This window comes from Erwinia sp. QL-Z3 (genome assembly GCF_004551645.1).
Lineage (GTDB): Bacteria > Pseudomonadota > Gammaproteobacteria > Enterobacterales > Enterobacteriaceae > Erwinia > Erwinia billingiae.
The window spans coordinates 4,031,999-4,056,911 of record NZ_CP037950.1; the positions used below are offsets into that span (position 1 = coordinate 4,031,999).

Sequence of the window (24,913 nt, forward strand, 5' to 3'; positions counted from 1 at the left end):
TCGTCAGTGGCATTTTAGGGGCCACAATGAGCCCCTTCGTCGCAGCTTATTCCTGCAGGAATAATTACTGGAGCTTGATGCGAGTCACGTGATCATCGGTGATGCCAAACTCTTCTTTGAGCTGTTTTTTACTCTTCATCACCATCTCGCCGCCCTTACCCACACTCATATGTTGCGGATTATCGTTATGGCGAGCCTGCCAGAGCATCACTAACTGCAGGCTGTTCTCTTTCTGCTCTGGCGTAAGCGCGACGCCATCGGCCCATTTCCCGGTTTCAACCGCGGTCACCAACCGTTGATAGACTTCCGGGGTCAGCGTGCCGATCATCTCATCAAGTTCCATCGCCGTTATCCCTTAATGTTATTACCATCGTCGTCGGAGAAGCTTAACGACGCGGAGTTCACGCAATAGCGCTCGCCAGTTGGTTGTGGGCCGTCCGGGAACACATGTCCCAGATGGGCATCACAGTTGCCACAGCGGATTTCAATGCGCTGCATACCATGAGATTCATCTTCAATATACTTAATAGAATCATCATGATAAGGCTGGTAAAAACTCGGCCAGCCGCAGCCAGAATCATATTTGGATTCCGACAGGAACAGCGGTGAATTACACACAAGGCAGTGATAAATCCCCTCGCCTTTGTTGTGTAACAGCTTGCCTGAGAAAGGCGGCTCGGTGCCACGCTGCTGCGTCACATAGCGCTGCATCTCGTTCAGGTCGGTCTCTGGAGTAAATTCGTTCGGGTCTTTAGCCATTTTAGGGGTCTCTGGCAGTGTGAAACTGAAAATATCGGCTAGTATTCTAACAAATACTTAACAACGTCAGGGCTTTTTTTCTTCTCAGGCGGAGTCTGAAAGTGATCCGAAGACGAAAATGTGATTCAGATCACCCTTTGAATTCATCACCCCTTTATATTCGGGCAAGACGACCCAAGATCAAGGTTTAGTGGTGGTCACGGAATGTGCTTTTTGACGAATATTCCTGTGTGAAGGTTTGATTTGTCGCAACTATTGAAGCGATTCCGCTTGACGCCTGGTAAGGTTTTTGTAATTTTACAGCCAACCTTTTATTCACTAACAACAGCTGGTGGAATATATGACTATCAAAGTAGGTATCAACGGTTTTGGCCGTATCGGTCGCATCGTTTTCCGTGCTGCTCAGCAGCGTTCTGATGTAGAAATCGTTGCAATCAACGATCTGCTGGACGCAGAGTACATGGCTTACATGCTGAAGTATGACTCTACTCACGGTCGTTTCGACGGCACGGTAGAAGTTAAAGACGGCCATCTGGTTGTTAACGGCAAAACCATCCGTGTTACCGCTGAACGTGATCCAGCTAACCTGAAGTGGGGCGAAATCGGTGTTGATGTTGTTGCTGAAGCAACAGGTATCTTCCTGACCGACGAAACCGCGCGTAAACACATTGAAGCTGGCGCCAAAAAAGTCGTGCTGACTGGTCCATCGAAAGATGACACCCCAATGTTCGTGATGGGCGTAAACCACAAATCTTACGCTGGCCAGGATATCGTTTCTAACGCATCTTGCACCACTAACTGCCTGGCACCACTGGCTAAAGTTATCAACGACAAGTTCGGCATCGTTGAAGCACTGATGACCACTGTTCACGCAACTACCGCAACTCAGAAAACCGTTGATGGCCCGTCTCACAAAGACTGGCGCGGCGGCCGCGGCGCATCTCAGAACATCATCCCTTCATCTACCGGTGCTGCTAAAGCAGTAGGTAAAGTGATCCCTGAGCTGAACGGCAAACTGACGGGTATGGCGTTCCGCGTTCCTACCCCTAACGTTTCCGTTGTTGACCTGACTGCACGTCTGGCTAAGCCTGCTTCTTACAAAGAAATTTGTGCAGCAATCAAAGCCGCCGCTGAAGGCGAAATGAAAGGCGTTCTGGGCTACACCGAAGACGAAGTGGTTTCTACCGATTTCAACGGTGAAACGCTGACTTCTATCTTCGATGCGAAAGCCGGTATCGCACTGAGCGACACTTTCGTCAAACTGGTTTCCTGGTACGATAACGAAACTGGTTACTCCAACAAGGTCCTGGACCTGGTTGCTCACATCGCTAAATAAGCGACGTGAACTGATGATGAGGGCGACTACGGTCGCCCTTTTTTTTGGCTGACGCTAAGGAAAACAGATGAACGAAAAAATCTTTTCGCTTCCGGTTATTACCCAGATAACGCCCTATATTTCCCAGCGAAAAATTGGCGACCTGCCCGTTGTGGTGATCGCACATCCTAAAGTTCGTGCCGCCGTCACCCTACAGGGTGCCCAGCTGATAGCCTGGCAGCCCGCTGACGAAAAGCCGGTGATTTGGCTGAGCGAGAAAACCGCCTGGACGGCCGGCAAAGCGATTCGTGGTGGCGTGCCGATCTGCTGGCCATGGTTCGGTCCGGCAGGTGAACCGGCGCACGGTTTCGCCCGAACGCTTCCCTGGACGTTGTCGGCGCATGATGAAAACGACGACAGCGTGATGCTGACGCTGGTGCTGGAAAGTAATGAGCAGACGAAAAAGTTGTGGCCGCATGACTTCACGCTGTTTGCCCGTTTCCGCTTTGCTGACCGTTGTGAGATTGAACTGGAAGCCCACGGTGACTTCGAGGCGACTGCTGCCCTGCACAGCTATTTCTGCGTAGCCGATATTGACGGTGTGGAAGTGACTGGCTTAGGTAACAGCTTTATCGATAAAGTGGCTAACGGCAGCGTCGGCAGCTCACCGGACGGCAAACAAACCTATCCCGATCGTGTTGACCGTATTCATACGCAACCGGAAGATTGTAGCGTTATCAACGACAAAATCGGTAAGCGAGTAATTGAAGTTTATCACCACCATCAAAGTGACGTTGTCACCTGGAATCCGGGTCCGGAACTCTCCTGCAGTATGGGAGATATGGCGAACGAAGGTTACAAAACGATGGTTTGTGTTGAGACGGCCCATATTTCTCAGCCGATGGTCAGCGCTGGGGAATCCCCTTCGCGCCTTGCCGCGACGATCCGGGTACGAAAAGGTAGTTGATAAGTCATGCAGACGCACCCAGGGGAAATCACTCTTCCCCTGGCGTGTTTAAACCACGTCTAACGGCATTTTTTCTGTCGGTGGTGGGAAAGCCTGATTGATCATCCCCAACTCTTCATTGCTTAACGTCACCTCCAGCGCAGCGCCATTTTCAGCGACATGCGCTATCGAACTGGCTTTAGGAATAGCAACTATCCCTTCTTTACGGATCGCCCAAGCCAACAATACCTGAGCCACGCTGATGCCCTTTTGTTGTGCAATTGCCGTAAGCACCGGGTGCGTGAGCAGTGCATGGCGTAGTTTCCCTGCCTGAGCCAGCGGGCAATAGGCCATTATGGGTATCTGCTGCTGTTGGCAGTCTGGAATAAGATCGTATTCGATCCCGCGTGATGCGAGGTGATACAGGACCTGATTTGCCGCACAGTCCGTGCCGCCCTCCTCTGACAACAACTCGCTCAAATCGTCGCTGTCAAAATTCGACACTCCCCAACGTAAAATTTTTCCCTGACGTTGTAGCGACTGCATTGCAAGGATGGTTTCCTCCAGCGGCACATTTCCCCGCCAGTGCAGCAGATAAAGATCCAGATAATCGGTCTTTAAACGCCGCAGGCTTCTTTCACAGGCGTCTACCGCATCGACAGCACCGGCATTCCACGGGTAGACCTTTGATACTAACCAGGCGCTTTCGCGTCGGCCTTGCAGCGCTTCACCCACCACTTCCTCGGCACCGCCTTCGGCATACATTTCCGCCGTGTCGATAAGCTTCAGGCCCAACTCGAGACCGGCCTGTAATGCAGCGACCTCTTGTTTGCGTTGGTTGGCGTTTTCGCCCATGTACCAGGTTCCCTGACCGATGGCAGGTATACGGGAATCACCGGAAAAAATAACGGATTTGCTCATTTGAACCTCCTGCACTGATTTTGATCGCCACAATCGTGCAAAAGGGCGCAAAGCGCCCTTATTTAGTGCAATGAAAGCGGATCAGAAGGTGTAACTGACTCCGGTCCAGATTGTGACCTGAGAATTATTGTCCACCATTGGACTGTCTTTCACTTCAGAACTTAATCGGGTATAGCGTCCAGACAGCGTGGCGTTCCAGCTCTGGTTGATGCTGTAGGCCGCCGTCAGTTCCAGATACGGGTTCCAGCTGCCATCAGCCTGATAGCTGCTCAGCCCGCTGCGACGTGATTCGCTCTTCGACACACCATAATAGTAGTCATTCTGGTTGTCGCTGCTGTAAAGCGCACCAATGCCCGGCGTCAGGCTCAGATCGCCAAACTGGAAGCGATAAAGGTAGGTTGCATCCCAAATGAAGCCATCACTGTTGCCCAGCAGATCGCCAGCCAACACGGTACGCACAATCCCCCAATCCGCCGTATGACGGTAAGTCACACCGCCCATCATGGTCATATGGCGTTTATCTAACGCCTTCAGACGCTTGTCTTTGGTGTCATCGGGATCGAAGTTTTGCGGTGAACCGAGGATCGTCAGAGAAAGCTGATCCTGCTGGTCCTTCCACAGGTAATAACCGGCGGTCAGGCTGCGGACATAGAAGCTGTCGCCTTCGTAGTTAACAATAGGGAATGGGTAGTAACGCCCCTCGCCTCCTTTATACGGGCTCTGGCTGTAAATCACCGAGGCACCAAGGGTAAGCGGGTTGGCCGTTGCCGTGAAGGCAGCAAAAGAGCAAGGTAAAAGCACAGCAAGCGCGCTAACTTTGAAATAGTTCACAATTAATTCATTCCATAAATATAACAATCAAGAGGCTAGTTTATCAGTCAACCGGGCTTTGGTTAAAAATTTACACGTTCTGTAGCACGTAGAATCAATTTTAGGGGGTGGGACGCTCATTGAGGGTTTTGGCTTATTTACAAAATTCGGCTAACCCGCATCAGACAAGGTTATCGCTGTCCCGGATTCTGACTTTGTTATTGAAATATCATTGAAAATAACCTGGGGGTCAGGAAATTTCTTAAATGCCAACTACGCTTTATTGAAAGAAGCTAATTTTTACCGGTCAAAGTAACCCTGATTTTTGTGTATCCCGATAAAAAAACGTCAGGTTGGCATAAGGGTTGCTGTACTCATTGATAAGTTCCTTCAGGGGCTAACTTCAATTCGGCTCCTGGTACCTGTGCTAAAAAAGAAAGGACGGGCATCGCTATGAATATATTCGATCACTATCGTCAGCGTTACGAAGCTGCCAAGGACGAAGAGTTCACACTGCAGGAATTTCTTACCGTTTGTCGGCAGGATCGCAGTGCATACGTAAACGCGGCAGAAAGACTGTTAATGGCTATTGGTGAGCCACAAATGGTTGATACTGCTCAGGAGCCACGCCTTTCCCGCCTGTTCTCTAACCGTGTCATTGCACGCTACCCTGCTTTTGAAGAGTTCTACGGTATGGAAGAAGCGATTGAACAGATCGTTTCCTATCTTAAACATGCCGCTCAGGGTTTAGAGGAGAAGAAACAGATCCTCTATCTGCTGGGTCCGGTGGGTGGCGGTAAATCCTCTCTGGCAGAGCGACTGAAATCGCTGATGCAGCGAGTGCCTATTTATGTCCTCAGTGCCGATGGCGAGCGCAGCCCGGTCAATGACCATCCGCTGTGCCTGTTTAATCCGCAGGAGGATGCCAATATTCTTGAGAAAGAGTATGGCGTGCCTCGTCGTTACCTTGGCACCATCATGTCGCCTTGGGCGGCAAAACGCCTGAACGATTTTGGCGGTGATATTTCCCGCTTTAAGGTGGTGAAAGTCTGGCCGTCCATTCTTGAACAGCTGGCGATTGCCAAAACTGAACCTGGTGATGAGAACAACCAGGACATTTCCGCGCTGGTCGGTAAAGTTGATATCCGTAAACTCGAAAACCACGCGCAAAACGATCCTGATGCCTACGGCTACTCTGGTGCACTGTGCCGGGCGAACCAGGGGATCATGGAATTCGTGGAGATGTTTAAAGCCCCGATCAAAGTGCTCCACCCACTGCTGACCGCGACTCAGGAAGGTAACTATAACGGGACTGAGGGGATTTCCGCCCTGCCGTTTAACGGGATTATCCTGGCGCACTCCAACGAATCTGAGTGGGTCACCTTCCGTAATAACAAAAACAACGAAGCGTTCCTTGACCGTGTTTATATCGTCAAGGTGCCTTACTGCCTGCGGGTCTCTGAAGAGATCAAGATCTACACCAAACTGCTGGATCACAGTGAGCTGACCCATGCGCCTTGCGCGCCGGGCACCCTGGAAACCCTGGCTCGCTTCTCGATTCTTTCACGCTTGAAAGAGCCGGAAAACTCCAGCACCTACTCTAAAATGCGGGTGTATGATGGCGAAAGCCTGAAGGATACCGATCCGAAGGCCAAGTCCTATCAGGAGTACCGCGACTACGCCGGTGTGGACGAAGGCATGAACGGTCTGTCGACGCGTTTTGCCTTTAAAATCCTCTCGCGGGTGTTCAACTTCGATCATGCCGAGGTCGCAGCAAACCCGGTACATCTGTTCTATGTTCTGGAACAGCAGATTGAACGTGAGCAGTTCCCACAGGAGCAGTCCGAGAAGCTTCTTGAGCACCTGAAAGGCTATCTGATCCCGAAATACGCTGAGTTTATTGGCAAAGAGATCCAGACGGCTTATCTGGAATCCTATTCTGAATACGGGCAGAACATTTTCGATCGTTATGTCACCTACGCAGATTTCTGGATCCAGGATCAGGAATACCGCGATCCGGATACCGGCCAGCTGTTTGACCGTGAATCACTGAATGCGGAACTGGAAAAAATCGAGAAGCCTGCGGGGATCAGTAATCCTAAAGACTTCCGTAATGAAATCGTCAACTTTGTGCTGCGTGCCCGCGCTCATAACAGCGGCCGCAACCCGAACTGGACCAGTTACGAGAAACTGCGGACGGTGATTGAGAAGAAAATGTTCTCTAACACCGAAGAGCTGTTGCCGGTCATTTCCTTTAACGCTAAAACCTCTACGGATGAGCAGAAAAAGCACGATGATTTCGTTGATCGCATGATGGAAAAAGGGTACACCCGCAAACAGGTTCGCCTGCTGTGCGAATGGTATCTGCGCGTCAGAAAATCATCCTGATAGTTGCCTGAGAAGTTTTTTACAAGGGGTCGGTAAAATCCGACCCTGCTTGCAACGATGTTTGGGGGAGTTATGGCCTATTTTATCGATCGGCGTCTCAACGGCAAAAACAAGAGCGCGGTGAATCGCCAGCGTTTCTTGCGCCGCTACAAGTCGCAAATAAAACAGTCGATCTCCGAGGCCATCAATAAGCGTTCGGTAACTGACGTCGAAAGCGGCGAATCCGTTTCTATTCCCATTGATGACATTAATGAACCGAGTTTCCATCAGGGCCGCGGCGGCCAGCGCCATCGCGTCCATCCTGGCAACGACCATTTTGTGCAAAACGATCGCGTCGAGCGCCCTCAGGGTGGCAGCGGCGGTGGTGGCAGTGGTCAGGGCAATGCCAGTCAGGACGGTGAGGGTTCAGATGAGTTTGTCTTCAATATCTCCAAAGATGAATATCTCGACCTGCTGTTTGAAGATTTGGCGCTGCCAAACCTGAAGAAAAATCAGCATCGTCAGCTCAACGAGTACAAAGTGCACCGTGCGGGCTATACCGCCAACGGTGTGCCGGCAAATATCAGCGTGGTTAAATCGCTGCAAAACTCGCTGGCTCGTCGTACTGCGATGACCGCCGGTAAGCGCCGCATGCTTGGGGAACTGGAAACTGCCCTCAAGGAGATTGAAAACGCCGAACCCGCGCAGTTGCTGGAAGAAGACCGTTTACGCAAAGAGATTGCTGAGCTTCGCGCGCGGATCAAGCGCGTGCCGTTTATCGACACCTTTGACTTGCGTTACAAAAACTTTGAAAAGCGTCCTGAGCCTTCCAGTCAGGCGGTGATGTTCTGTCTGATGGACGTTTCAGGTTCGATGGATCAGGCCACCAAAGATATGGCCAAGCGCTTCTATATCCTGTTGTATCTTTTCCTGAGCCGCACCTACAAGAATGTCGATGTGGTGTATATACGTCACCATACTCAGGCGAAGGAAGTCGATGAGCAGGAATTCTTCTATTCGCAGGAAACCGGCGGCACTATCGTTTCCAGCGCATTGAAGTTAATGGATGAAGTGGTGAAAGAGCGTTACGACCCGGCGCAATGGAATATTTATGCGGCACAGGCGTCCGATGGCGATAACTGGGCAGATGACTCCCCACTTTGCCATGAGATCCTTGCTAAAAACATCCTGCCGGTGGTGCGTTATTACAGTTACATCGAGATAACCCGACGCGCTCACCAGACCCTGTGGCGGGAGTATGAGCATCTGCAAGCCACGTTCGATAACTTTGCTATTCAGCATATTCGCGAGCCGGAAGATATCTACCCGGTATTCCGTGCACTGTTCCACAAACAGGCTGAAGAGAACCACTAATCACGCCGCTTTTTTCCTTAAGCCAGTAAGATTTTTACTGGCTTTACTCCACCATTGCCCCTCTCAACTGTGCTAAAATCCCCTCTTGCTCTACTTTTTTCATTCAATCCTGTAAATAACCCACATTTCATGCGCACTGAACGGCATTTACCCGCCTCGTTTTTGCGTTATTCTCTATCCTTAAGAAAAATGTCCACATTGGTTAAATGAAATGCACCGATGTTTTGACATTCACCGGGTTATTACAACAGACTGTTAAAGAAAGCCTTTACCACCTACAGGAGAGTGCCCCCTTGGAAGCCAGCGCAATTTACAGTTTGTTTATCATCGGTTCCGTGCTGGTTGCTGCGAGTATTTTGCTGAGTTCCTTCTCTTCAAAGCTTGGTATTCCAATTTTGGTGATTTTCCTTGCGCTGGGAATGCTGGCTGGCGTCGATGGCATCGGCGGAATTGTCTTCGATAACTACCCGGCCGCCTATCTGATCAGTAACCTTGCCTTAGCGGTGATCCTGCTTGATGGCGGCATGCGAACGCAGGCCAGCTCATTCAAAGTGGCGCTGGGCCCGGCATTGTCTCTGGCCACGGTCGGCGTATTGATTACCGCAGGTCTGACCGGCATGGCCGCGGCCTGGTTGTTTAATCTGAACATGATTGATGGCTTCCTGGTGGGTGCCATTATTGGGTCGACCGATGCCGCAGCGGTATTCTCGCTGCTGGGCGGCAAAGGCCTTAACGAACGCGTCAGCGCGACGCTTGAAATCGAATCCGGCAGTAACGACCCGATGGCCGTGTTCCTGACCATTACCCTGATTGAGATGATCCAGCAAGGCCAGACCGGCATTGACTGGATGTTTGTCGTTCATCTGATTCAGCAATTCGGTTTGGGGATTGTACTGGGGCTCGGTGGGGGCTGGGCGTTGCAACAGCTGATCAACCGCATCTCCCTGGCCAGCGGTCTTTATCCGCTGCTGGCGGTTAGTGGGGGCATCCTGGTATTCGCGCTGACCACCGTTCTGGAAGGCAGCGGCATTCTGGCGGTGTATCTGTGTGGCTTCCTGCTGGGTAACCGCCCTATTCGTAACCGTCACGGCATCCTGCAAACCTTTGACGGCATGGCCTGGCTGAGCCAGATTGGCATGTTTTTGGTGCTGGGGCTGCTGGTCAATCCTAAAGACCTGTGGAACATTGCACTGCCAGCGATGATGCTGTCAGCCTGGCTTATCCTGTTTGCCCGCCCGCTGTCCGTTTACATTGGCCTGTTGCCGTTCCGGGGCTTCAGTACCCGCGAGCGCTTTTTCATCAGCTGGGTGGGACTGCGAGGCGCAGTGCCGATCATCCTGGCGGTGTTCCCAATGATGGCCGGACTGCCGCACGCGTCGCTGTTCTTCAATATCGCATTCTTTGTGGTGTTGGTTTCCCTGATGGTTCAGGGCACCTCTCTGGGCTATGCCGCGCGAAAAGCCCGCGTGGTAATCCCACCTACGGCTTCGCCAATCTCTCGCGTGGGTTTGGATATCCATCCAGAAAATCCCTGGGAGCAGTTTGTCTACCAGTTGGGTGCAGACAAATGGTGCGTAGGTGCCGCATTACGTGACCTGAAGATGCCGAGGGAAACCCGGATTGCGGCGCTGTTCCGCGATAATCTTCTGCTGCATCCCACCGGCAATACCCGCCTGAGGGAAGGCGACGTGTTGTGCATCATCGGTCGCGAGAAAGACCTGCCGGAGTTAGGAAAACTCTTCAGCCAGTCTCCGCCGGTATCGCTCGATCAACGTTTCTTCGGCGACTTTATTCTGCAAGCCGATGCCCGACTGCATGATGTTTCTGAAATTTACGGCATCGATCTGGATGAAGAGACGAATGTTCAGCAGACGCTGGGCCATCTGATTGCGGGCATGATCGGTGGCGCACCGGTCGTGGGTGACCAGGTGGAGTGGAAAAACATGATCTGGACCGTGGCAGAGAAAGAAGCCAACGAGATTGTGAAGATTGGTGTGCGGGTAGCCGAAGAGAAAGAATAACCGGTCAATAGTTAAGATAAAGACTAATCCTGGTCCTGAATGCTCGCTCTCCTGACGTTAACGTCTACGCTTAAAGTTCGTGTCTGGACTAAAGAGGAGACTATCATGGGACATATCGTCAAGATTGGCCGTTATGAAATCATCGATGCAGAGCTGGATGCGCAGAATGTGGAGACCGTCAGCATTCCCTGTCAGACCAACCCCGACCTGAGCTATCAGTTGGACGGATGGGATGGTGAAACCAGCGTACCGGCGTGGATTGACGGCGAGCCTGTTGATCTGGCCATCGGGCATTATGACAAACAGCAGGATCGCTGGATACTAAAAAAACCGGCCTGATCCTTTCTGCCCTGCTCACCGTGACGAATTTTCGTGGCGGTGAAGCCTTCATTTAAATACCCTCTCTTTGTTATTAAACCGTCATACTGCCTGGCTTTTCTCTCTATTTAACCGCTTCGGTTAACGCGTATTAATCCTAATTTTATTTTGCTCACTTTCCCGCCACTTTTAGGATTTTCCCGTATTAACTAACTCAAACAACTCCTGCATACTCGTCCTACTGCTTCATGGTGAAACAGAGTGATATTCACGCTGCTGTATGTTTCATTACTGTCCCATTTGTTCTTCTCGCTCTGAATGCGGCGAGCTACCAAGAATAATTTATTGATTCTAGTGGAATTAGTATCAATACCTTTACTCCTGAACGCGTGCATTAACCTCGTCAGGTTACTGATTCTTAAAGAAAAGAGAGCAGGCACTATGGCAAGTACTCTTGTACTGAATGACCGTCGCCGTGCGTTTAGCGGCACCCGAAAAAACATTATTGCCAAGATCACGTTAAGTCTTTCAGATTTAATCTCTATTAATCTGGCCCTGTTTTTATCCGCGGCTACTGTGCAAGGTATTTGGGGTGACTTAGATATATTTATCCCGCCTCAGGAAGTGAAAATTCGCTTCATTGCGCAATTCGTTATGTCGGTGGTTTGTACCGCCTGGTTTTGGATGCGGTTACGTCATTACACCTACCGCAAACCATTCTGGTTTGAATTAAAAGAAATAATTAAAACCCTGGTGATTTTCTCTCTGCTTGATTTGGCGCTGATTGCCTTTTCCAAGTGGGACTTCTCCCGCATGCTGTGGAGCTTCACCTGGGCTTACGCGCTGGTATTGGTGCCGCTGCTGCGCTCAAGCGTTAAGCATGCCATCCTCAAGGCGGGCCAGTGGCAGAAGCAAACCATCATCATCGGTTCCGGCAAAAATGCCCGCGAAGCCTATGCTGCGCTGCAAAGTGAAGAGCTGCTGGGCTATGAAGTCACGGCGTTTGTTGCTCCCAACGGCCATACCGGCGCCGAAAGTATGAATGGCGTTCCGGTCATCACCTCGAAAGACATTGTCTGGGATACGGTTGACCTGGAAAACACCCAGTTTATCGTGGCCATGGAATATGAGCAGCAAGGGATGCGGGATAAGTGGCTGAAGCTGCTGTCGAAGAAGAAGTGTCGTTCAGTTTCGGTGGTGCCTACTCTGCGCGGTGTGCCGCTGTACGGCACCGATATGTCCTTTATCTTCAGCCATGAAGTGATGATCCTGCGGGTCAGTAACAACCTGGCAAAACGTTCTTCCCGTTTCCTCAAGCGTACCTTTGACGTGGTGGTTGCCTCTATGCTGCTGCTGTTCCTGGCTCCTGCATTCGGTCTGATTTGCTGGATGGTGGGCCGTGATGGCGGTAACAAGATTTACGGTCATGAACGCGTCGGTCAGGATGGTCACAAATTTAAATGCCTGAAGTTCCGTTCTATGGTCACCAACTCGAAGGAAGTGCTGGAAGAACTGCTGGCCACCAGCGAAGAAGCACGTATTGAGTGGGATAAAGACTTTAAGCTGAAAAACGATCCGCGCGTGACGAAGATCGGGGCGTTCCTGCGTAAAACCAGTCTTGATGAGCTGCCTCAGCTGTGGAACGTGCTGCGGGGCGAAATGAGTCTGGTGGGTCCGCGTCCGGTCATTGAAGCAGAACTTGAGCGCTATGCCGGTGACGTTGATTACTACCTGATGGCCAAACCGGGCATGACCGGGTTGTGGCAGGTCAGTGGCCGTAATGATATCGACTACGACACCCGCGTGTACTTTGACTCCTGGTACGTTAAGAACTGGGCATTGTGGACCGATATCGCCATCCTGTTCAAAACAGCCGGTGTGGTGCTGCGTCGCGATGGTGCTTATTAAAACAGTCAGATAAGTGAGAGTCATGCCCGCCCGTGTTGGCATGACTCTCGCCTTTCCATAAAATTCTTCCAACTCCCCTTTTCTTTTCCAGCCGTTATCTCTACCCTGTGCGGCTTGCTTTTAAACGGATGCCGTCACGCACGATGCAAAAATTCACCCTTCTTCTTCTCAGCCTGGTGCTTCTGGCGCCGCTGGGCATTGACCTCTACCTGCCGACACTGCCCGATATCGCTCTCGGTTTGAATACGCCGGTGACCACGATTCAGACCACCATTCCGCTGTTTCTGCTGGTCATGGGCTTAGGTCAGATTGTGGCGGGACCGCTGGTCGATAACTTCGGCAGAAAGCCGATTGCCATTGCCGGTCTGTTGCTGTATCTGCTGGGCAGTATTCTGGCGGCGACGGCGACCGGTTGGCCGCAATTCCTCACCGCGCGTATCGTTCAGGGCTGTGCCGTATGCTGTACGGCTGTGGTGGCCTTCAGCGGCGTCCGTGACCGTCTGGAAGGTGATGAAGCAGCCAGAGCTTACGGCTTCCTTAATGGGGCGTTAAATATCGTTCCGGCGCTGGCACCGATGCTCGGCGGCTTCCTGGCGGATGCCTATGGCTGGCGGGCGCCTTTCTGGTTCCTGACCGGTTATGCGCTGGTGATTGGCCTGATGATTTGGCGCTTCCTGCCGGAAACGCGTCCTGCGGGCACACTGGCGGTGAAAGGGATCCCTTTGCGCCAGTACGCACAGATACTGCGTGAACCCCGCTTCCTGGCGTTTACCTTTGCCAATGCCGGTGCGATGGGCATGGTGCTGACCTATGTTTCGCTGGCACCGGAGGTACTGATGACCGAAGGCAAGCTGACCGCACTGCAATTCTCGATTGCCTTTGGCGCGAACGGTTTCTGGATCATGTTAGTCAGCGTGCTGGTAAATAAAATGATCCGTAAGCTGGGCCGCCCCATCTGCCTGGCCATCGGCAGTCTGGCGATGGCGGCAGGTGCACTGACTATGCTGGGCGGTATGCTGATTTTTCCGGCCGGGATGCAGACCAGCTGGGCGCTGTATATGTTCCCGGTGGCGATCTCGGTAGCCGGACTGGCGTTTACCGTTGGCCCTGCCACCAGCTATGCGCTTGAGCCTTATCAACAGCAGGCGGGCGTTGCGTCGGCGCTGGCAGGATTTATTCAGATGGCAGGCGGTTCATCGGCGGGCTTGCTGGCGATGGCACTGCCGCTGAACGAAAAGTTTGCGCTCAGTGCCATGATGATCATTGGTGCGGTGCTGACCTCACTGGCGTGGATCAGCAGTAAGAAAGTACGCGGTACTTTGACCGCGTTGAAAACTAGCTAATTTTGACCGGCACGCGGGTGGCCAGAGCGCACATCAGCTCGTAACCTACCGTGCCGGCTGCTTCAGCCACTTCATCAATCTTGATGTTACTGCCCCAAAGTTCAACCTGACTCCCAATCCCTGCCTGCAGGCAAGGGGTTAAATCCACGGTAATCATGTCCATTGAAATCGCGCCAACGGTATGCGTTCTCACGCCATCGACCCACACCGGCGTTCCGGTTGGCGCATGGCGCGGATAGCCATCCGCATAACCGCAGGCCACCACGCCAATACGCTGTTCGCCCTGAGCACGATAGCGTGAACCGTAACCGACTCCGTCACCGGTCTTTAAGTTCTGGATAGCGATGATTTCGCTGTTCAGCGACATCACCGGTTGCAGCCCACTGCTGGCGATGTCCTGCCACTTTCCGCTGGGTGACGCGCCATACAGAATTATACCCGGCCGAACCCAGTCATGATGCGTGTGAGGATGCCACAGCGTCGCGGCCGAGTTCGCCAGTGAACGCGGGCAATCCAGCCCTTCGGCTGCCTGCTCAATACGTCTGAGCGGTTGTTCAATGCCTTCGCTGGTCTCGGCTTCGGCGAAGTGCGCCATCAGCGTCATTTCGCCCACATTTTCCAGACCGCGCAGCTTGTTCCAGGCCTGCTGCACCTGCTCCGGTGCAAAGCCCAGCCGATTCATGCCGCTGTTCACTTTCAGATAGATATCGAGCGGTGCAGAGAGCTTCGCTTTTGCCAGCGCCTGGATCTGCCAGTTGCTGTGCACGCTGGTGGTCAGCCGATACTGGTCGAGGATCGCCAGCTCATCAGCATGGAAAAATCCTTCCAGCAGCAGGATCGGCTTCTTCCAGCCGCGCTCGCGCAGCAGGATCGCTTCTTCAAGGTTCAACAACGCGAAGCCATCCGTAGCGGCAAAACTCTGCCAGACGCGGTCAATACCGTGGCCATAGGCATTCGCTTTCACCACGGACCACACACGGGAATGAGGTGCAGCCTGGCGGGCAACCGCCAGGTTATGCCGCAACGCGCTGGTGTCGACAGTTGCGACAATCGGACGAGACATAACTTCTCCTGGTTCTCAATACGGGAAGATCAGCGGGCCGCGTGGAGCGTGTGGCCCGGTGTCGGGTAAAATCCCGGCAGATAACGCATCACCGACAGATCGTCTGCAGCAATGGCAGGGGTGCGTCCGGAGATGATATCAGAAAGCAGCTGCCCGGAACCGCAGGCCATGGTCCAACCGAGCGTTCCGTGACCAGTGTTGAGGAAAAGATTCTTCAGCGGCGTGCGGCCAACGATTGGCGTACCGTCCGGCGTCATCGGACGCAGCCCGGTCCAGAACGTCGCCTGCTCAATATGCCCACCTTCCGGGTAAAGGTCGCCGACCACCATTTCCAGCGTTTCCCGCCGGGCTGGCAACAGCTTAGTGTTGTAGCCAACAATTTCCGCCATCCCGCCGACGCGAATACGATCGTCAAAACGCGTGATGGCCACTTTATAGGTTTCGTCGAGCACGGTAGAGACCGGTGAAGCCTGTTCATTTTTGATCGGAATGGTCAGCGAATAGCCTTTCAGCGGGTAGACGGGCACCTTGACGATATCGTTTAACAGCGCGGTTGAGTAAGAGCCGAAGGCCACCACATAGGCATCTGCCGTCACCGTTTCAGCACCGCATTTGACGCCCGTAATCTGATTGCCTTCCTGCAGCAACGCATCAACCGGGGTATTAAAGCGGAAAGTCACGCCAGCGCTGGCGGCCATTTCCGCCAGACGCTGAGTAAACAGCTGGCAGTCGCCCGTTTCGTCATTCGGCAGGCGCAAACCCCCGGTTAGCTTATGCTGAGTGGTGGCAAGTGCGGGCTCCGCATCCGCCAGCTGCGCCGCTTCCAGCAGTTCATAAGGTACACCGGCCTCTTTCAGCACGGCGATGTCTTTGGTGGCGCTTTCAAACTGCTGACTGGTGCGGAACAGTTGCAGCGTGCCGCCCTGCCGTCCTTCATAAGCAATACCGGTTTGCTGGCGCAAGGCTTTCAGGCAGTCCCGGCTATATTCAGCAATCCGCACCATGCGGCTTTTGTTTTCCTGATAGTGGTGCATATCGCAGTTACGCAGCATCTGCCACATCCACTCCAGCTGAAAACGACTGCCATCCGGACGGATCGCCAGCGGTGCATGGCGCTGGAACATCCATTTAATGGCTTTTAACGGCACGCCTGGTGCAGCCCAGGGAGCGGCATAACCCGGAGAAATCTGCCCGGCGTTGCCCGCACTGGTTTCCATCGCCACGCCCGGTTGACGGTCAATCACCGTCACTTCATGCCCGGCCTGTGCCAGATACCAGGCGCTTGCCACGCCGACCACACCACTACCCAGAATGACAACTCGCATAACCGCACCACCGCCGTTGAGAAAAGAGGAATTAACTGGATTACTGCGAGTGCTACGGTTTAAAACACTGCAACCACATCAGCAACATCGCACTGACATATTTCACATGTTTTTTACTCTGAAGGGTAATAAAAAGAAGATGAGCGGTTATATTCGGAATTTAATACTGCCAAACAGCGGTTGAAAGCAGCATATCAGTCCAAATCAGGCATTTTTCACTTTTCTCAGCAGAAAGTGATCCGTTCAGATCTTTCGCTTATATACAGCACATAATTCTGTTTTGTGAGCCATTTCTCGCATTTCACCTGACGTTAAAATTATTTTCCCCTGGCGACTCTATTTTCTGTCGAAAATTTCCATTGTATTCATCAGAGCAATCAGAGAGAGTGAACTATCATTGAGGTATTGGCTTTAATTCCAGGCTTGCCTTTGCGGTCGCAGTGCAGCGGCAGGTCGACATGAAAACGGATGTTTTGCCGCTACGTGTTGTAACGTCGAAAACCGGTTTTTAAAAAGGGGTGCGCTATGACGACTATCTTTGACGGTCCCATAAAGGACAGCAAACGACTCAGTGATGGACCAGACTGGACCTTCGATCTGCTTGATGATTACCTGAAAGAGATCGATCGCGTCGCTAAGCTCTACCGGCTTGAAACCTACCCTCATCAGATCGAAGTGATCACATCTGAGCAAATGATGGATGCCTACTCCAGCGTGGGGATGCCTATCAACTATGCGCACTGGTCCTTCGGCAAAAAATTCATTGAAACCGAACAGCGCTACAAACATGGTCAGCAAGGCCTGGCGTATGAAATCGTCATTAACTCCAATCCTTGTATCGCCTATCTGATGGAAGAGAACACCATAACCATGCAGGCGCTGGTGATGGCTCATGCCTGTTATGGGCATAATTCTTTTTTCAGAAACAACTACCTGTTCCGCAGCTGGACCGATGCCAGTTCGATTGTCGATTACCTGATCTTCGCCCGTAACTACATTGCCAAGTGCGAAGAGCGCTACGGTCTTGAGGAAGTCGAAAAACTGCTCGACTCCTGCCACGCGCTGATGAATTACGGTGTCGACCGCTATAAGCGTCCACAAAAAATCTCCCTGCAGGAAGAGACCGCTCGCCAGCAGAGCCGTGAAGAATATCTGCAAAGCCAGGTGAACATGCTGTGGCGTACCTTGCCGCGCCGCGAGAAGGAATCCTCGCAGGCGGAAGCCGCACGCTACCCTTCTGAGCCACAGGAAAACCTGCTCTATTTTATGGAAAAAAATGCGCCGTTGCTGGAATCATGGCAGCGTGAGATTTTGCGTATTGTGCGTAAAGTCAGCCAGTATTTTTATCCGCAGAAACAGACTCAGGTCATGAATGAGGGCTGGGCAACATTCTGGCATTACACCATCCTCAATCACTTGTATGACGAGGGTAAAGTTTCCGAACGCTTTATGCTGGAGTTCCTGCACAGCCACACCAATGTGGTGTTCCAGCCGCCTTACAACAGCCAGTGGTATAACGGCATCAACCCTTATGCGCTGGGCTTTGCCATGTTCCAGGATATCAAACGTATCTGTCAGGAACCGACTGAAGAAGATCGTTACTGGTTCCCGGATATTGCCGGCAGCGACTGGCTGGAAACGATGCACTTTGCCATGCGCGAGTTTAAGGACGAGAGCTTTATCAGCCAGTTCCTGTCGCCGAAAGTAATGCGCGATTTCCGCCTGTTTACGGTAATGGACGATGACCGCAATAATTTCCTCGAGATTGCTGCCATCCATGATGAAGCCGGCTATCGGGCTATTCGCCAGCAGCTTTCAGCGCAGTACAACCTCAGTAACCTTGAACCGAATATTCAGGTCTATGATGTTGACCTGCGTGGCGATCGCTCTCTGACGCTGCGCTATGTGCCTAACAGTCGTGCGCCGTTAGACAAGAGCCGCAGAGAAGTGTTGAAGCATGTACACCGTCTGTGGGGCTTTGACATCCATCTTGAGCAGCTTAACGACGATGGCAGCACCGAGTTACTCGATCGCTGTCCGCCGCGCACCTCTACCCTGTAGATTTTGCGTATAAAAAAAGCCGGTTCAACTGAACCGGCTTTTTTTTGCGCTGCTGTTAACGACGCTGCGGGGGCAAATCCGTTGGCATAGTATTCTGCATACCGTGCCAGATCTCGCCGCTCCGGCGACCGTAGTCACGGACGGAATCGACAATTTTATCAAACTGTTCGTTCTGACAAATGGTCAGTAACTGCTGATAAAAATCACGTGCCAGCTGACGCGCTTCCGGGTTGGAAAAATAATGCCGTCCTACCCGCGTATACAGCCCTTTCAGGCCGTTCAGGATCAAACCATAAATAGGGTTGCCTGAGGCAAACGCCAGACCGCGGAAAATGCTGTAATCGAGGTCGGTATAGGCTTCGGCTTTGTCTTCTACATTCTGCGCGGTCAACAGCACTTCTTTGGCTTTATCCGGATAGGTGCGGATCGCACGGCGGATAAAGATTGAGGAGATGTTGGTGCGAACCGACAGCAGATTATCGATCAGCTGTGGAACGCTATCGTGATCGAGGCGCGCCAGCGTTTCCAGAATGCTCAGGCCGGAGGTCTCCCAGAAGTTATTCACTTTGGTCGGTTTGCCGTGCTGAATGGTTAGCCAGCCATCGCGTGCCAGACGTTGGAGCACTTCACGCAAGGTAGTACGGGTGACACCAATCAATTCAGAAAGCTCACGCTCTGCGGGCAAAATCGAACCCGGCGGGAAGCGACTGTTCCAGATGCTTTCTATAATGTACTCTTCAGCGAAACCCGCAGGGCTCTGCGCCTTAATGACCATAGCGTTTTGTTTCCGTTGCGTTCATGACTGCAAATATTGGGCTCATCATACCAGATGCCCTGGCGATGACATAGACCGCCACTGGCCTAAAACGGCACCCATCCCGCAAATATCCGAAAAAAGAGCCGACGCTTTAACGGGCCATTTTTCGTCCTGAATCGCCTTACTCGCTGCCATCGCTCAAAAGCAGGTTTATTGCCACTCTGTTTAACTTAAGTCATTTTATGCAATAAAATTTCTTCCCCTGTGGCTGGCACGGTGAGTCATTTAGTTTACACTGCCGTTTGAACGCCCTTCACATGGAATGAATATGTTGCGATATCTGAATAGCTGTTCCCGCGGCCGTGGTGCCTGGTTACTGCTGGCCTTCACCGCTTTTGCCCTGGAAATGGCCGCACTCTACTTTCAGCATGTCATGATGCTGAAACCCTGCGTAATGTGTATTTATGAGCGTTGTGCCCTGTTTGGCGTGATGGGTGCTGGCCTGGTCGGCGCGATTGCGCCAAAAACTCCGCTGCGCTGGGTCGCCATTCTGGTGTGGCTCTACAGCGCCTGGGAAGGCGTCCGCCTTTCATGGGAGCACACCATGATCCAGCTGCACCCGAACCCGTTTGTCACCTGTGATTTTGCCGCCCGTTTCCCAGGCTGGCTGCCACTGGATAAATGGCTGCCATCCGTATTTGTAGCAACAGGTGACTGCACCGAGAAGCTGTGGACGTTTCTGACGCTGGGCATGCCACAGTGGTTAGTTGTGGTCTTTGCCGCGTACCTGATTGTGGGTGTGCTGGTATTGATAGCGCAACCCTTCAAGCCGAAGCGCCGGGATTTGTTCTCGCGCTAAGCGTTAAGCGACCCCAGCAAGATCAAGCCCGCCTCTCGCGGGCTTTTTTGTGGCTGAAAATCACATGGTCAGGCAAAATATTTGTCGGATGGTGATTGCGCTACTAAGCTGAAAATACGCAAGAAAAGTCCAAGGAGTGTTATGAAACGAATCGTATTTGTGCTGGCACTGGCTCTCTCTTCTGCTGTCCTTGCAGGCTGTGCCCCAAGGGACAACCTGCATGCTCCGCCACCTGCACCACCGGGTGGTCATCAACTTCCCGGCGCGCCTGGCGGCAGCGACCCATCGGGTCAGCCTCAGGCTTAACGCGGACTTTTCAGGTGGGATCAAAAAACCCGCCCTGTTTATTCAGCGGCGGCTTTTTTATGCTCAGCGGTGAGGCCGGTTAATAATATGGTCTTCCCAGTCCCGCACTTCACTTTCCCGCACGGCAATATGACGTACCGAAATACGCTCGGCATGCATCGCCGATTTAGAGCCGGTGCGTAAAGGATGCCAGACCGGTAAATTTTTACCTTCCGCCAGCACCCGATAGGCACAGCTCGGCGGCAGCCAGGAGAAAGTCGGCAAATTATCGCGCGTTAACTTGATGCAGTCTTCTTCATATTCGAAGCGACGCTCATAGTTACGGCACTGGCAGGTTTTAATGTTGAGTTGGTTACACGCGACGTTGGTAAAGTAGATTTCGTCGGTGTCAGCATCCTGCAGCTTGTTAAGACAGCACTGGCCACAACCGTCACACAAGGATTCCCATTCCTCATCACTCATTTGTTCCAGCGTTTTCCGCTGCCAGAAAGGGGTATCAGTCATGTTCGGTGTCCCGTTTAAGTAAAAGCCCGCACCTTATAAACAGTTCGGGCTTCAGATGCAAGTCTTACAGCACGCGGGTGGCGACGCCACGACCGCCCAGAGACACTTCCAGCGTATCACCGGAGGCCATCGGGCCAACGCCTTCAGGCGTGCCGGTCAGAATAACGTCACCGGCGCGCAGGGTAAAGAATTTGCTCATATAGGCAATCAGCGGCAGGATTTTGTGGATCATGTCTTCAGTATTGCCGTGCTGACGCACTTCACCGTTGACCACCAGCTTCAGCTCGATATTCTGCGGATCTGCCCCGAACTCGCTGACCGGAATAAAGCCTGAAATCGGGCAAGAGTTGTCAAATCCCTTGGCTTTCTCCCACGGCTGTCCGGCCTTTTTGCAGCCAGCCTGCACATCACGCAGGGTTAAATCCAGCGCGATACCGTAACCGGCAATCGCTTTAGCCACATGCTCTTCGGTCGCATGCTTCAGCGTTGAGCCAATCAGAACGGCCAACTCGACTTCGTGGTGTACCGCGCCGAGATCTTTCGGGATCGACAGCGGCTGGCGGATATCACAAATCGCGGTTTCTGGTTTGATAAACAGCACAGGCTCAGAGGGCGTGGCGCTGCCCATCTCTTTGATGTGTTTGGCATAGTTGCTTCCCACGCACACCACTTTGCTTACCGGATAGTCCAACAAAGCGCCCTGCCAGTTATGATGCTGATACATACTGTTCCCCTGCCTGAGTTGAGAGTGAATGGCCCGGTTTGAGCCATTTGTCCATTCCTGCCTTCGCGCTATTGCGAAATAGCGTCAGCCATCATGCCGATGCTGATGGCGAAATAATAAGACCGATTCCAGTGCATGATGGTGCGAAAATTGTCATAAACCATGAATGCACGGCCTGGCGTATCGTCCGGCAGAATAATCCAGGCACGCTGATGGGTATCTGGCAGCGCGCTATCGCTGGTCATTCGCACGCCGAGTTTCTCCCACTCGCCGACGGTTTTGGCCTGTGCATCTTTGATGCCGGCCTGACCGGTCACGAAATCAACCGGCAGCACAATTTCCCTACCCCAGCTTTCGCCCGCTTTCCAGCCCTCTTTCGACAGATAATTGGCGGTGGAAGCAAAGACATCGTCGACGTTGTTCCAGATATCAATTTTGCCATCACCATCGCCATCAGCTCCGTACTGCATAAAGGAACTTGGCATAAACTGGTTCTGTCCCATCGCGCCTGCCCAGGAGCCTTTCATCTCCTCTGGCGCAATGTGCTGCTGCTGAATAATTTTCAGCGCGGCAATCAGCTCTTTGGTGAAGAACGCTTCGCGTCGTCCTTCAAACGCCAGCGTCGAGAGCGATGAAATCACATCTTCTCTGCCCTGAATTTTACCAAAGCTACTCTCCATCGCCCAAAGCGCAACGATATATTGCGGCTGGACGCCGGTCTGCTGGCTGACCGGCATCAGCTGCCCTTGATATAGCTGCAGATTGTCACGGCCCTGTTGGTTCTTCTTATCAGTCATCACCCGTGACAGGTAATCGCTTAACGTAACCTTTTTCTCTAACTGGTTCCGATCGGAGGTAATTACGTGGTCAACGAAATGCACATTGGCAAAAGCAGCATCGACGGTGGCGCGGTCGATTCCTTGCTGTAGCGCCTGCGCTTTCAGTTGCTCGACGTAGCCGGGGAATTCAGCCGGGTCGCGGCCCGAAGCAGCCAGCGTGGTTTTGCTGGGCTGCTGCAGAAAGCCGCCCTGGGAAGGTGCGCTGGCGGGCGGTTTAGCGGGAACGGGGGTTTCCGGCGCAGGGGCTGCGCTGTTTTTACTGGCGCATCCGGCCAATAACAGGGAAAAAATAATGCTACTGAGGGATGTAAGCTTCATGCGGGCATCCTTTTTTTGCCGTCGCCGCCACAATTTAAATCCAGTGGATTGCCGTTGCGGCGGCGATATATTTTGCAGATAGTTCCTAATTAATCTTTTTTACTCTTTTTCCAGATGCATCTTAAGCAGACTTTCGATTGGAGGAGGCACCTGTAAATAAAATCCCTGCTCTTCGAGCGCGGCCTTCACTTTGGTGAGATCCGCGTTAGCCAGCTTTTTGGTGCCGTCCAGCGGCAGCAGCATCGCCAGCTGCGGTTTACCAAAACCTTGCATCAGTTCCGCAGGAACGCGGGAGAAATCGTCTTTTTTTTCGACATAAAGATAAGTCTGGTCACGCTTGGGGCTTCTGTAGATCACACAAAACATATTTTTTACTCGAATTAACCTGGATGGTGACTTGCCTGGATATAGTAGTAACTATAACATGCTTGCAGAACTTCGGAATATTGTCCCAACGCGATTATATGTTCGTTTAACGACATAAATTAGCCGGGACCAGAATTAACAGGACTGAGCCGGGACAGATGTCACAAACGCCAATCGAGTTAAAGGGCAGCAGTTTTACTCTGTCTGTTGTGCACCTTCACCACGCTGACCCAGACGTGGTTCGTCAGGCGCTTCAGGATAAAGTCAATCAGGCTCCGGCCTTTCTGAAAAATGCTCCGGTGGTGTTGAACGTAGCTTCACTGACCAGTGAGGTTAACTGGAGACTGATGCAACAAGCCGTCACCTCTACCGGTCTGCATATCGTTGGTGTCAGCGGCTGCAAAGATGAACCGTTAAAACGCATCATTACTCGCGCCGGTCTGCCGCTGTTATCGGAAGGTAAAGAGCAGAAACAAGCCGTCGAGGTGATTGAACCGGTTAAACCCGCTGAACTCCCGCCTGTTAAAACCCGGGTAATCAATACGCCAGTCCGCTCTGGCCAGCAGATTTATGCCAAGAATTGCGATCTGATCGTGACCAATAGCGTCAGCGCCGGTGCAGAACTGGTCGCCGATGGCAATATCCATATTTATGGCATGATGCGTGGCCGTGCACTGGCTGGTGCCAGCGGTGACCGTGATTGCCAGATTTTTTGTACCAGTTTGTCAGCTGAGTTGGTCTCTATCGCCGGTGAATACTGGATGATGGATCATATTCCGGCTGAATTTTTTGGAAAAGCGTCACGCCTCTGTTTAAGAGACGGCGCCCTGACTATACAGACACTGAACTGAGCCAGGCTCACGAGCCCTTTCTTTTCTTAAGGAAATCATTTTATGGCACGCATTATTGTAGTTACATCGGGTAAAGGGGGCGTTGGCAAGACCACGTCCAGCGCGGCCATCGCTACCGGTTTAGCCCAGAAGGGCAAAAAAACCGTGGTTATCGACTTTGACATCGGCCTGCGTAATCTCGATTTGATTATGGGTTGTGAGCGTCGCGTGGTGTATGACTTTGTGAACGTGATTCAGGGTGATGCCACGCTGAACCAGGCGCTGATCAAAGATAAGCGTACTGAGAACCTGTTCATTCTGCCTGCGTCACAGACACGTGATAAAGATGCATTAACGCGTGATGGCGTTGAAAAAATCCTGAATGACCTCGGTAAGATGGATTTCGACTTTATTGTCTGTGACTCACCGGCAGGGATCGAAACCGGCGCACTGATGGCGCTGTATTTCGCCGATGAAGCTATCATTACCACTAACCCGGAAGTCTCTTCAGTTCGCGATTCAGACCGCATTTTGGGCATTCTTTCGTCCAAATCCCGCCGTGCGGAAAATGGTCAGGATCCGATTAAAGAGCACCTGCTGCTGACGCGTTATAACCCGGGTCGTGTGAACCGTGGCGACATGCTGAGCATGGAAGACGTGCTGGAAATTTTACGTATTCCACTGGCGGGTGTGATCCCGGAAGATCAGTCGGTGCTGCGCGCCTCTAACCAGGGTGAGCCGGTGATTCTGGATGCCGAATCCGATGCAGGCAAAGCCTATGCTGATACCGTTGACCGTATTCTCGGTGAAGAACGTCCCTTCCGCTTCATTGAAGAAGAGAAGAAGGGTTTCCTGAAACGCCTGTTTGGGGGATAAACC

Annotated in this window: 24 protein-coding genes; 13 read left to right on the top strand and 11 right to left on the bottom strand. The window is 52.3% G+C overall.

All coding sequences use genetic code 11. From position 1 onward, the window contains the following. Nucleotides 1-64: 64 nt before the first annotated feature. Nucleotides 65-343, bottom strand: coding sequence for a YeaC family protein (locus E2F51_RS19285; RefSeq protein ID WP_013202437.1), 279 nt, complete (start codon nt 341-343; stop codon nt 65-67). Between the two features lie 5 nt (nt 344-348). Then, nucleotides 349-759 (bottom strand): peptide-methionine (R)-S-oxide reductase MsrB, encoded by a 411-nt coding sequence (msrB, locus tag E2F51_RS19290; protein WP_013202438.1) that lies wholly within the window; start codon nt 757-759, stop codon nt 349-351. Nucleotides 760-1,099: 340 nt separating this feature from the next. On the opposite strand from msrB, the gene gapA reads away from it, so the two are divergent. Together gapA and E2F51_RS19300 are read left to right on the top strand one after the other, a co-directional pair. Further along, entirely contained in the window at nt 1,100-2,095 is a 996-nt protein-coding gene (gene gapA / locus E2F51_RS19295; RefSeq protein WP_013202439.1) for a glyceraldehyde-3-phosphate dehydrogenase, read from the top strand. Between the two features lie 67 nt (nt 2,096-2,162). Continuing rightward, nucleotides 2,163-3,041 (top strand): D-hexose-6-phosphate mutarotase, encoded by an 879-nt coding sequence (locus E2F51_RS19300; RefSeq protein WP_134824277.1) that lies wholly within the window; start codon nt 2,163-2,165, stop codon nt 3,039-3,041. A 48-nt stretch (nt 3,042-3,089) separates the two neighbouring features. Here the strand turns inward: E2F51_RS19300 and E2F51_RS19305 are convergent, their stop codons facing one another. Continuing rightward, entirely contained in the window at nt 3,090-3,941 is an 852-nt protein-coding gene (locus E2F51_RS19305) for an aldo/keto reductase (RefSeq protein ID WP_134824278.1), read from the bottom strand. A gap of 81 nt (nt 3,942-4,022) precedes the next feature. Beyond that, a complete protein-coding gene (locus tag E2F51_RS19310; protein WP_013202442.1) occupies nt 4,023-4,772 on the bottom strand; it encodes a MipA/OmpV family protein in 750 nt (249 codons plus the stop codon). Between the two features lie 432 nt (nt 4,773-5,204). On the opposite strand from E2F51_RS19310, the gene yeaG reads away from it, so the two are divergent. The 6 genes from yeaG (at nt 5,205) to E2F51_RS19340 (ending at nt 14,082) form a co-directional block, all read left to right on the top strand. Then, nucleotides 5,205-7,139: a protein kinase YeaG gene (yeaG, locus tag E2F51_RS19315; RefSeq protein ID WP_013202443.1), complete on the top strand. Its 1,935-nt coding sequence runs from the start codon at nt 5,205-5,207 to the stop codon at nt 7,137-7,139. A 72-nt stretch (nt 7,140-7,211) separates the two neighbouring features. Then, nucleotides 7,212-8,492, top strand: coding sequence for a YeaH/YhbH family protein (locus tag E2F51_RS19320; protein ID WP_013202444.1), 1,281 nt, complete (start codon nt 7,212-7,214; stop codon nt 8,490-8,492). A gap of 293 nt (nt 8,493-8,785) precedes the next feature. After that, entirely contained in the window at nt 8,786-10,513 is a 1,728-nt protein-coding gene (locus tag E2F51_RS19325) for a potassium/proton antiporter (protein ID WP_013202445.1), read from the top strand. A 105-nt stretch (nt 10,514-10,618) separates the two neighbouring features. Further along, complete coding sequence (locus E2F51_RS19330) at nt 10,619-10,852, top strand: DUF1480 family protein (RefSeq protein ID WP_013202446.1); 234 nt, start codon at nt 10,619-10,621, stop codon at nt 10,850-10,852. 420 nt (nt 10,853-11,272) lie between these two features. Then, nucleotides 11,273-12,739, top strand: coding sequence for an undecaprenyl-phosphate galactose phosphotransferase WbaP (gene wbaP / locus E2F51_RS19335; protein ID WP_053142792.1), 1,467 nt, complete (start codon nt 11,273-11,275; stop codon nt 12,737-12,739). Nucleotides 12,740-12,882: 143 nt separating this feature from the next. Continuing rightward, nucleotides 12,883-14,082 (top strand): multidrug effflux MFS transporter, encoded by a 1,200-nt coding sequence (locus E2F51_RS19340; protein ID WP_134824279.1) that lies wholly within the window; start codon nt 12,883-12,885, stop codon nt 14,080-14,082. On the opposite strand, the gene dadX is transcribed toward E2F51_RS19340, so the two are convergent. Both dadX and E2F51_RS19350 read right to left on the bottom strand, forming a co-directional pair. Beyond that, on the bottom strand, nt 14,075-15,145 hold the full coding sequence (gene dadX, locus E2F51_RS19345) for a catabolic alanine racemase DadX (RefSeq protein ID WP_134824280.1): 1,071 nt from the start codon (nt 15,143-15,145) through the stop codon (nt 14,075-14,077). The two genes, E2F51_RS19340 and dadX, sit on opposite strands and share 8 nt — an antisense overlap. 29 nt (nt 15,146-15,174) lie before the next feature. Next, nucleotides 15,175-16,470: a D-amino acid dehydrogenase gene (locus tag E2F51_RS19350; protein ID WP_013202450.1), complete on the bottom strand. Its 1,296-nt coding sequence runs from the start codon at nt 16,468-16,470 to the stop codon at nt 15,175-15,177. A gap of 525 nt (nt 16,471-16,995) precedes the next feature. On the opposite strand from E2F51_RS19350, the gene E2F51_RS19355 reads away from it, so the two are divergent. Beyond that, the gene (locus E2F51_RS19355; RefSeq protein WP_013202451.1) at nt 16,996-18,531 is read left to right on the top strand and encodes a SpoVR family protein; all 1,536 of its coding nucleotides are present in this window, start codon (nt 16,996-16,998) and stop codon (nt 18,529-18,531) included. A gap of 55 nt (nt 18,532-18,586) precedes the next feature. Here E2F51_RS19355 and fadR read toward each other — a convergent pair whose 3' ends face one another. Continuing rightward, nucleotides 18,587-19,306 carry a fatty acid metabolism transcriptional regulator FadR gene (gene fadR, locus E2F51_RS19360; RefSeq protein ID WP_013202452.1) on the bottom strand — a complete coding sequence of 240 codons (720 nt, stop codon included), beginning with the start codon at nt 19,304-19,306 and terminating at the stop codon, nt 18,587-18,589. Between the two features lie 310 nt (nt 19,307-19,616). Here fadR and dsbB point away from each other — a divergent pair, with 310 nt between their 5' ends. Both dsbB and E2F51_RS23895 read left to right on the top strand, forming a co-directional pair. Beyond that, nucleotides 19,617-20,147: a disulfide bond formation protein DsbB gene (dsbB, locus tag E2F51_RS19365; RefSeq protein ID WP_013202453.1), complete on the top strand. Its 531-nt coding sequence runs from the start codon at nt 19,617-19,619 to the stop codon at nt 20,145-20,147. A 141-nt stretch (nt 20,148-20,288) separates the two neighbouring features. Then, a complete protein-coding gene (locus E2F51_RS23895) occupies nt 20,289-20,453 on the top strand; it encodes a hypothetical protein (RefSeq protein WP_167738416.1) in 165 nt (54 codons plus the stop codon). Nucleotides 20,454-20,516: 63 nt separating this feature from the next. On the opposite strand, the gene E2F51_RS19370 is transcribed toward E2F51_RS23895, so the two are convergent. The 4 genes from E2F51_RS19370 to E2F51_RS19385 all read right to left on the bottom strand — a co-directional run bounded on the left by E2F51_RS19370 (nt 20,517) and on the right by E2F51_RS19385 (nt 23,204). Beyond that, entirely contained in the window at nt 20,517-20,957 is a 441-nt protein-coding gene (locus E2F51_RS19370; protein ID WP_013202455.1) for a YcgN family cysteine cluster protein, read from the bottom strand. 64 nt (nt 20,958-21,021) lie between these two features. Next, nucleotides 21,022-21,681, bottom strand: a complete 660-nt coding sequence (locus E2F51_RS19375) for a fumarylacetoacetate hydrolase family protein (protein WP_105759763.1) — start codon at nt 21,679-21,681, stop codon at nt 21,022-21,024. 68 nt (nt 21,682-21,749) lie between these two features. Continuing rightward, complete coding sequence (locus E2F51_RS19380) at nt 21,750-22,838, bottom strand: lytic transglycosylase domain-containing protein (protein ID WP_134824281.1); 1,089 nt, start codon at nt 22,836-22,838, stop codon at nt 21,750-21,752. 99 nt (nt 22,839-22,937) lie between these two features. Continuing rightward, nucleotides 22,938-23,204 carry a YcgL domain-containing protein gene (locus E2F51_RS19385; protein WP_013202458.1) on the bottom strand — a complete coding sequence of 89 codons (267 nt, stop codon included), beginning with the start codon at nt 23,202-23,204 and terminating at the stop codon, nt 22,938-22,940. A gap of 158 nt (nt 23,205-23,362) precedes the next feature. On the opposite strand from E2F51_RS19385, the gene minC reads away from it, so the two are divergent. Next, nucleotides 23,363-24,055 carry a septum site-determining protein MinC gene (gene minC / locus E2F51_RS19390; RefSeq protein WP_013202459.1) on the top strand — a complete coding sequence of 231 codons (693 nt, stop codon included), beginning with the start codon at nt 23,363-23,365 and terminating at the stop codon, nt 24,053-24,055. A 42-nt stretch (nt 24,056-24,097) separates the two neighbouring features. Beyond that, entirely contained in the window at nt 24,098-24,910 is an 813-nt protein-coding gene (gene minD, locus E2F51_RS19395) for a septum site-determining protein MinD (RefSeq protein WP_013202460.1), read from the top strand. Nucleotides 24,911-24,913 lie beyond the last annotated feature (3 nt).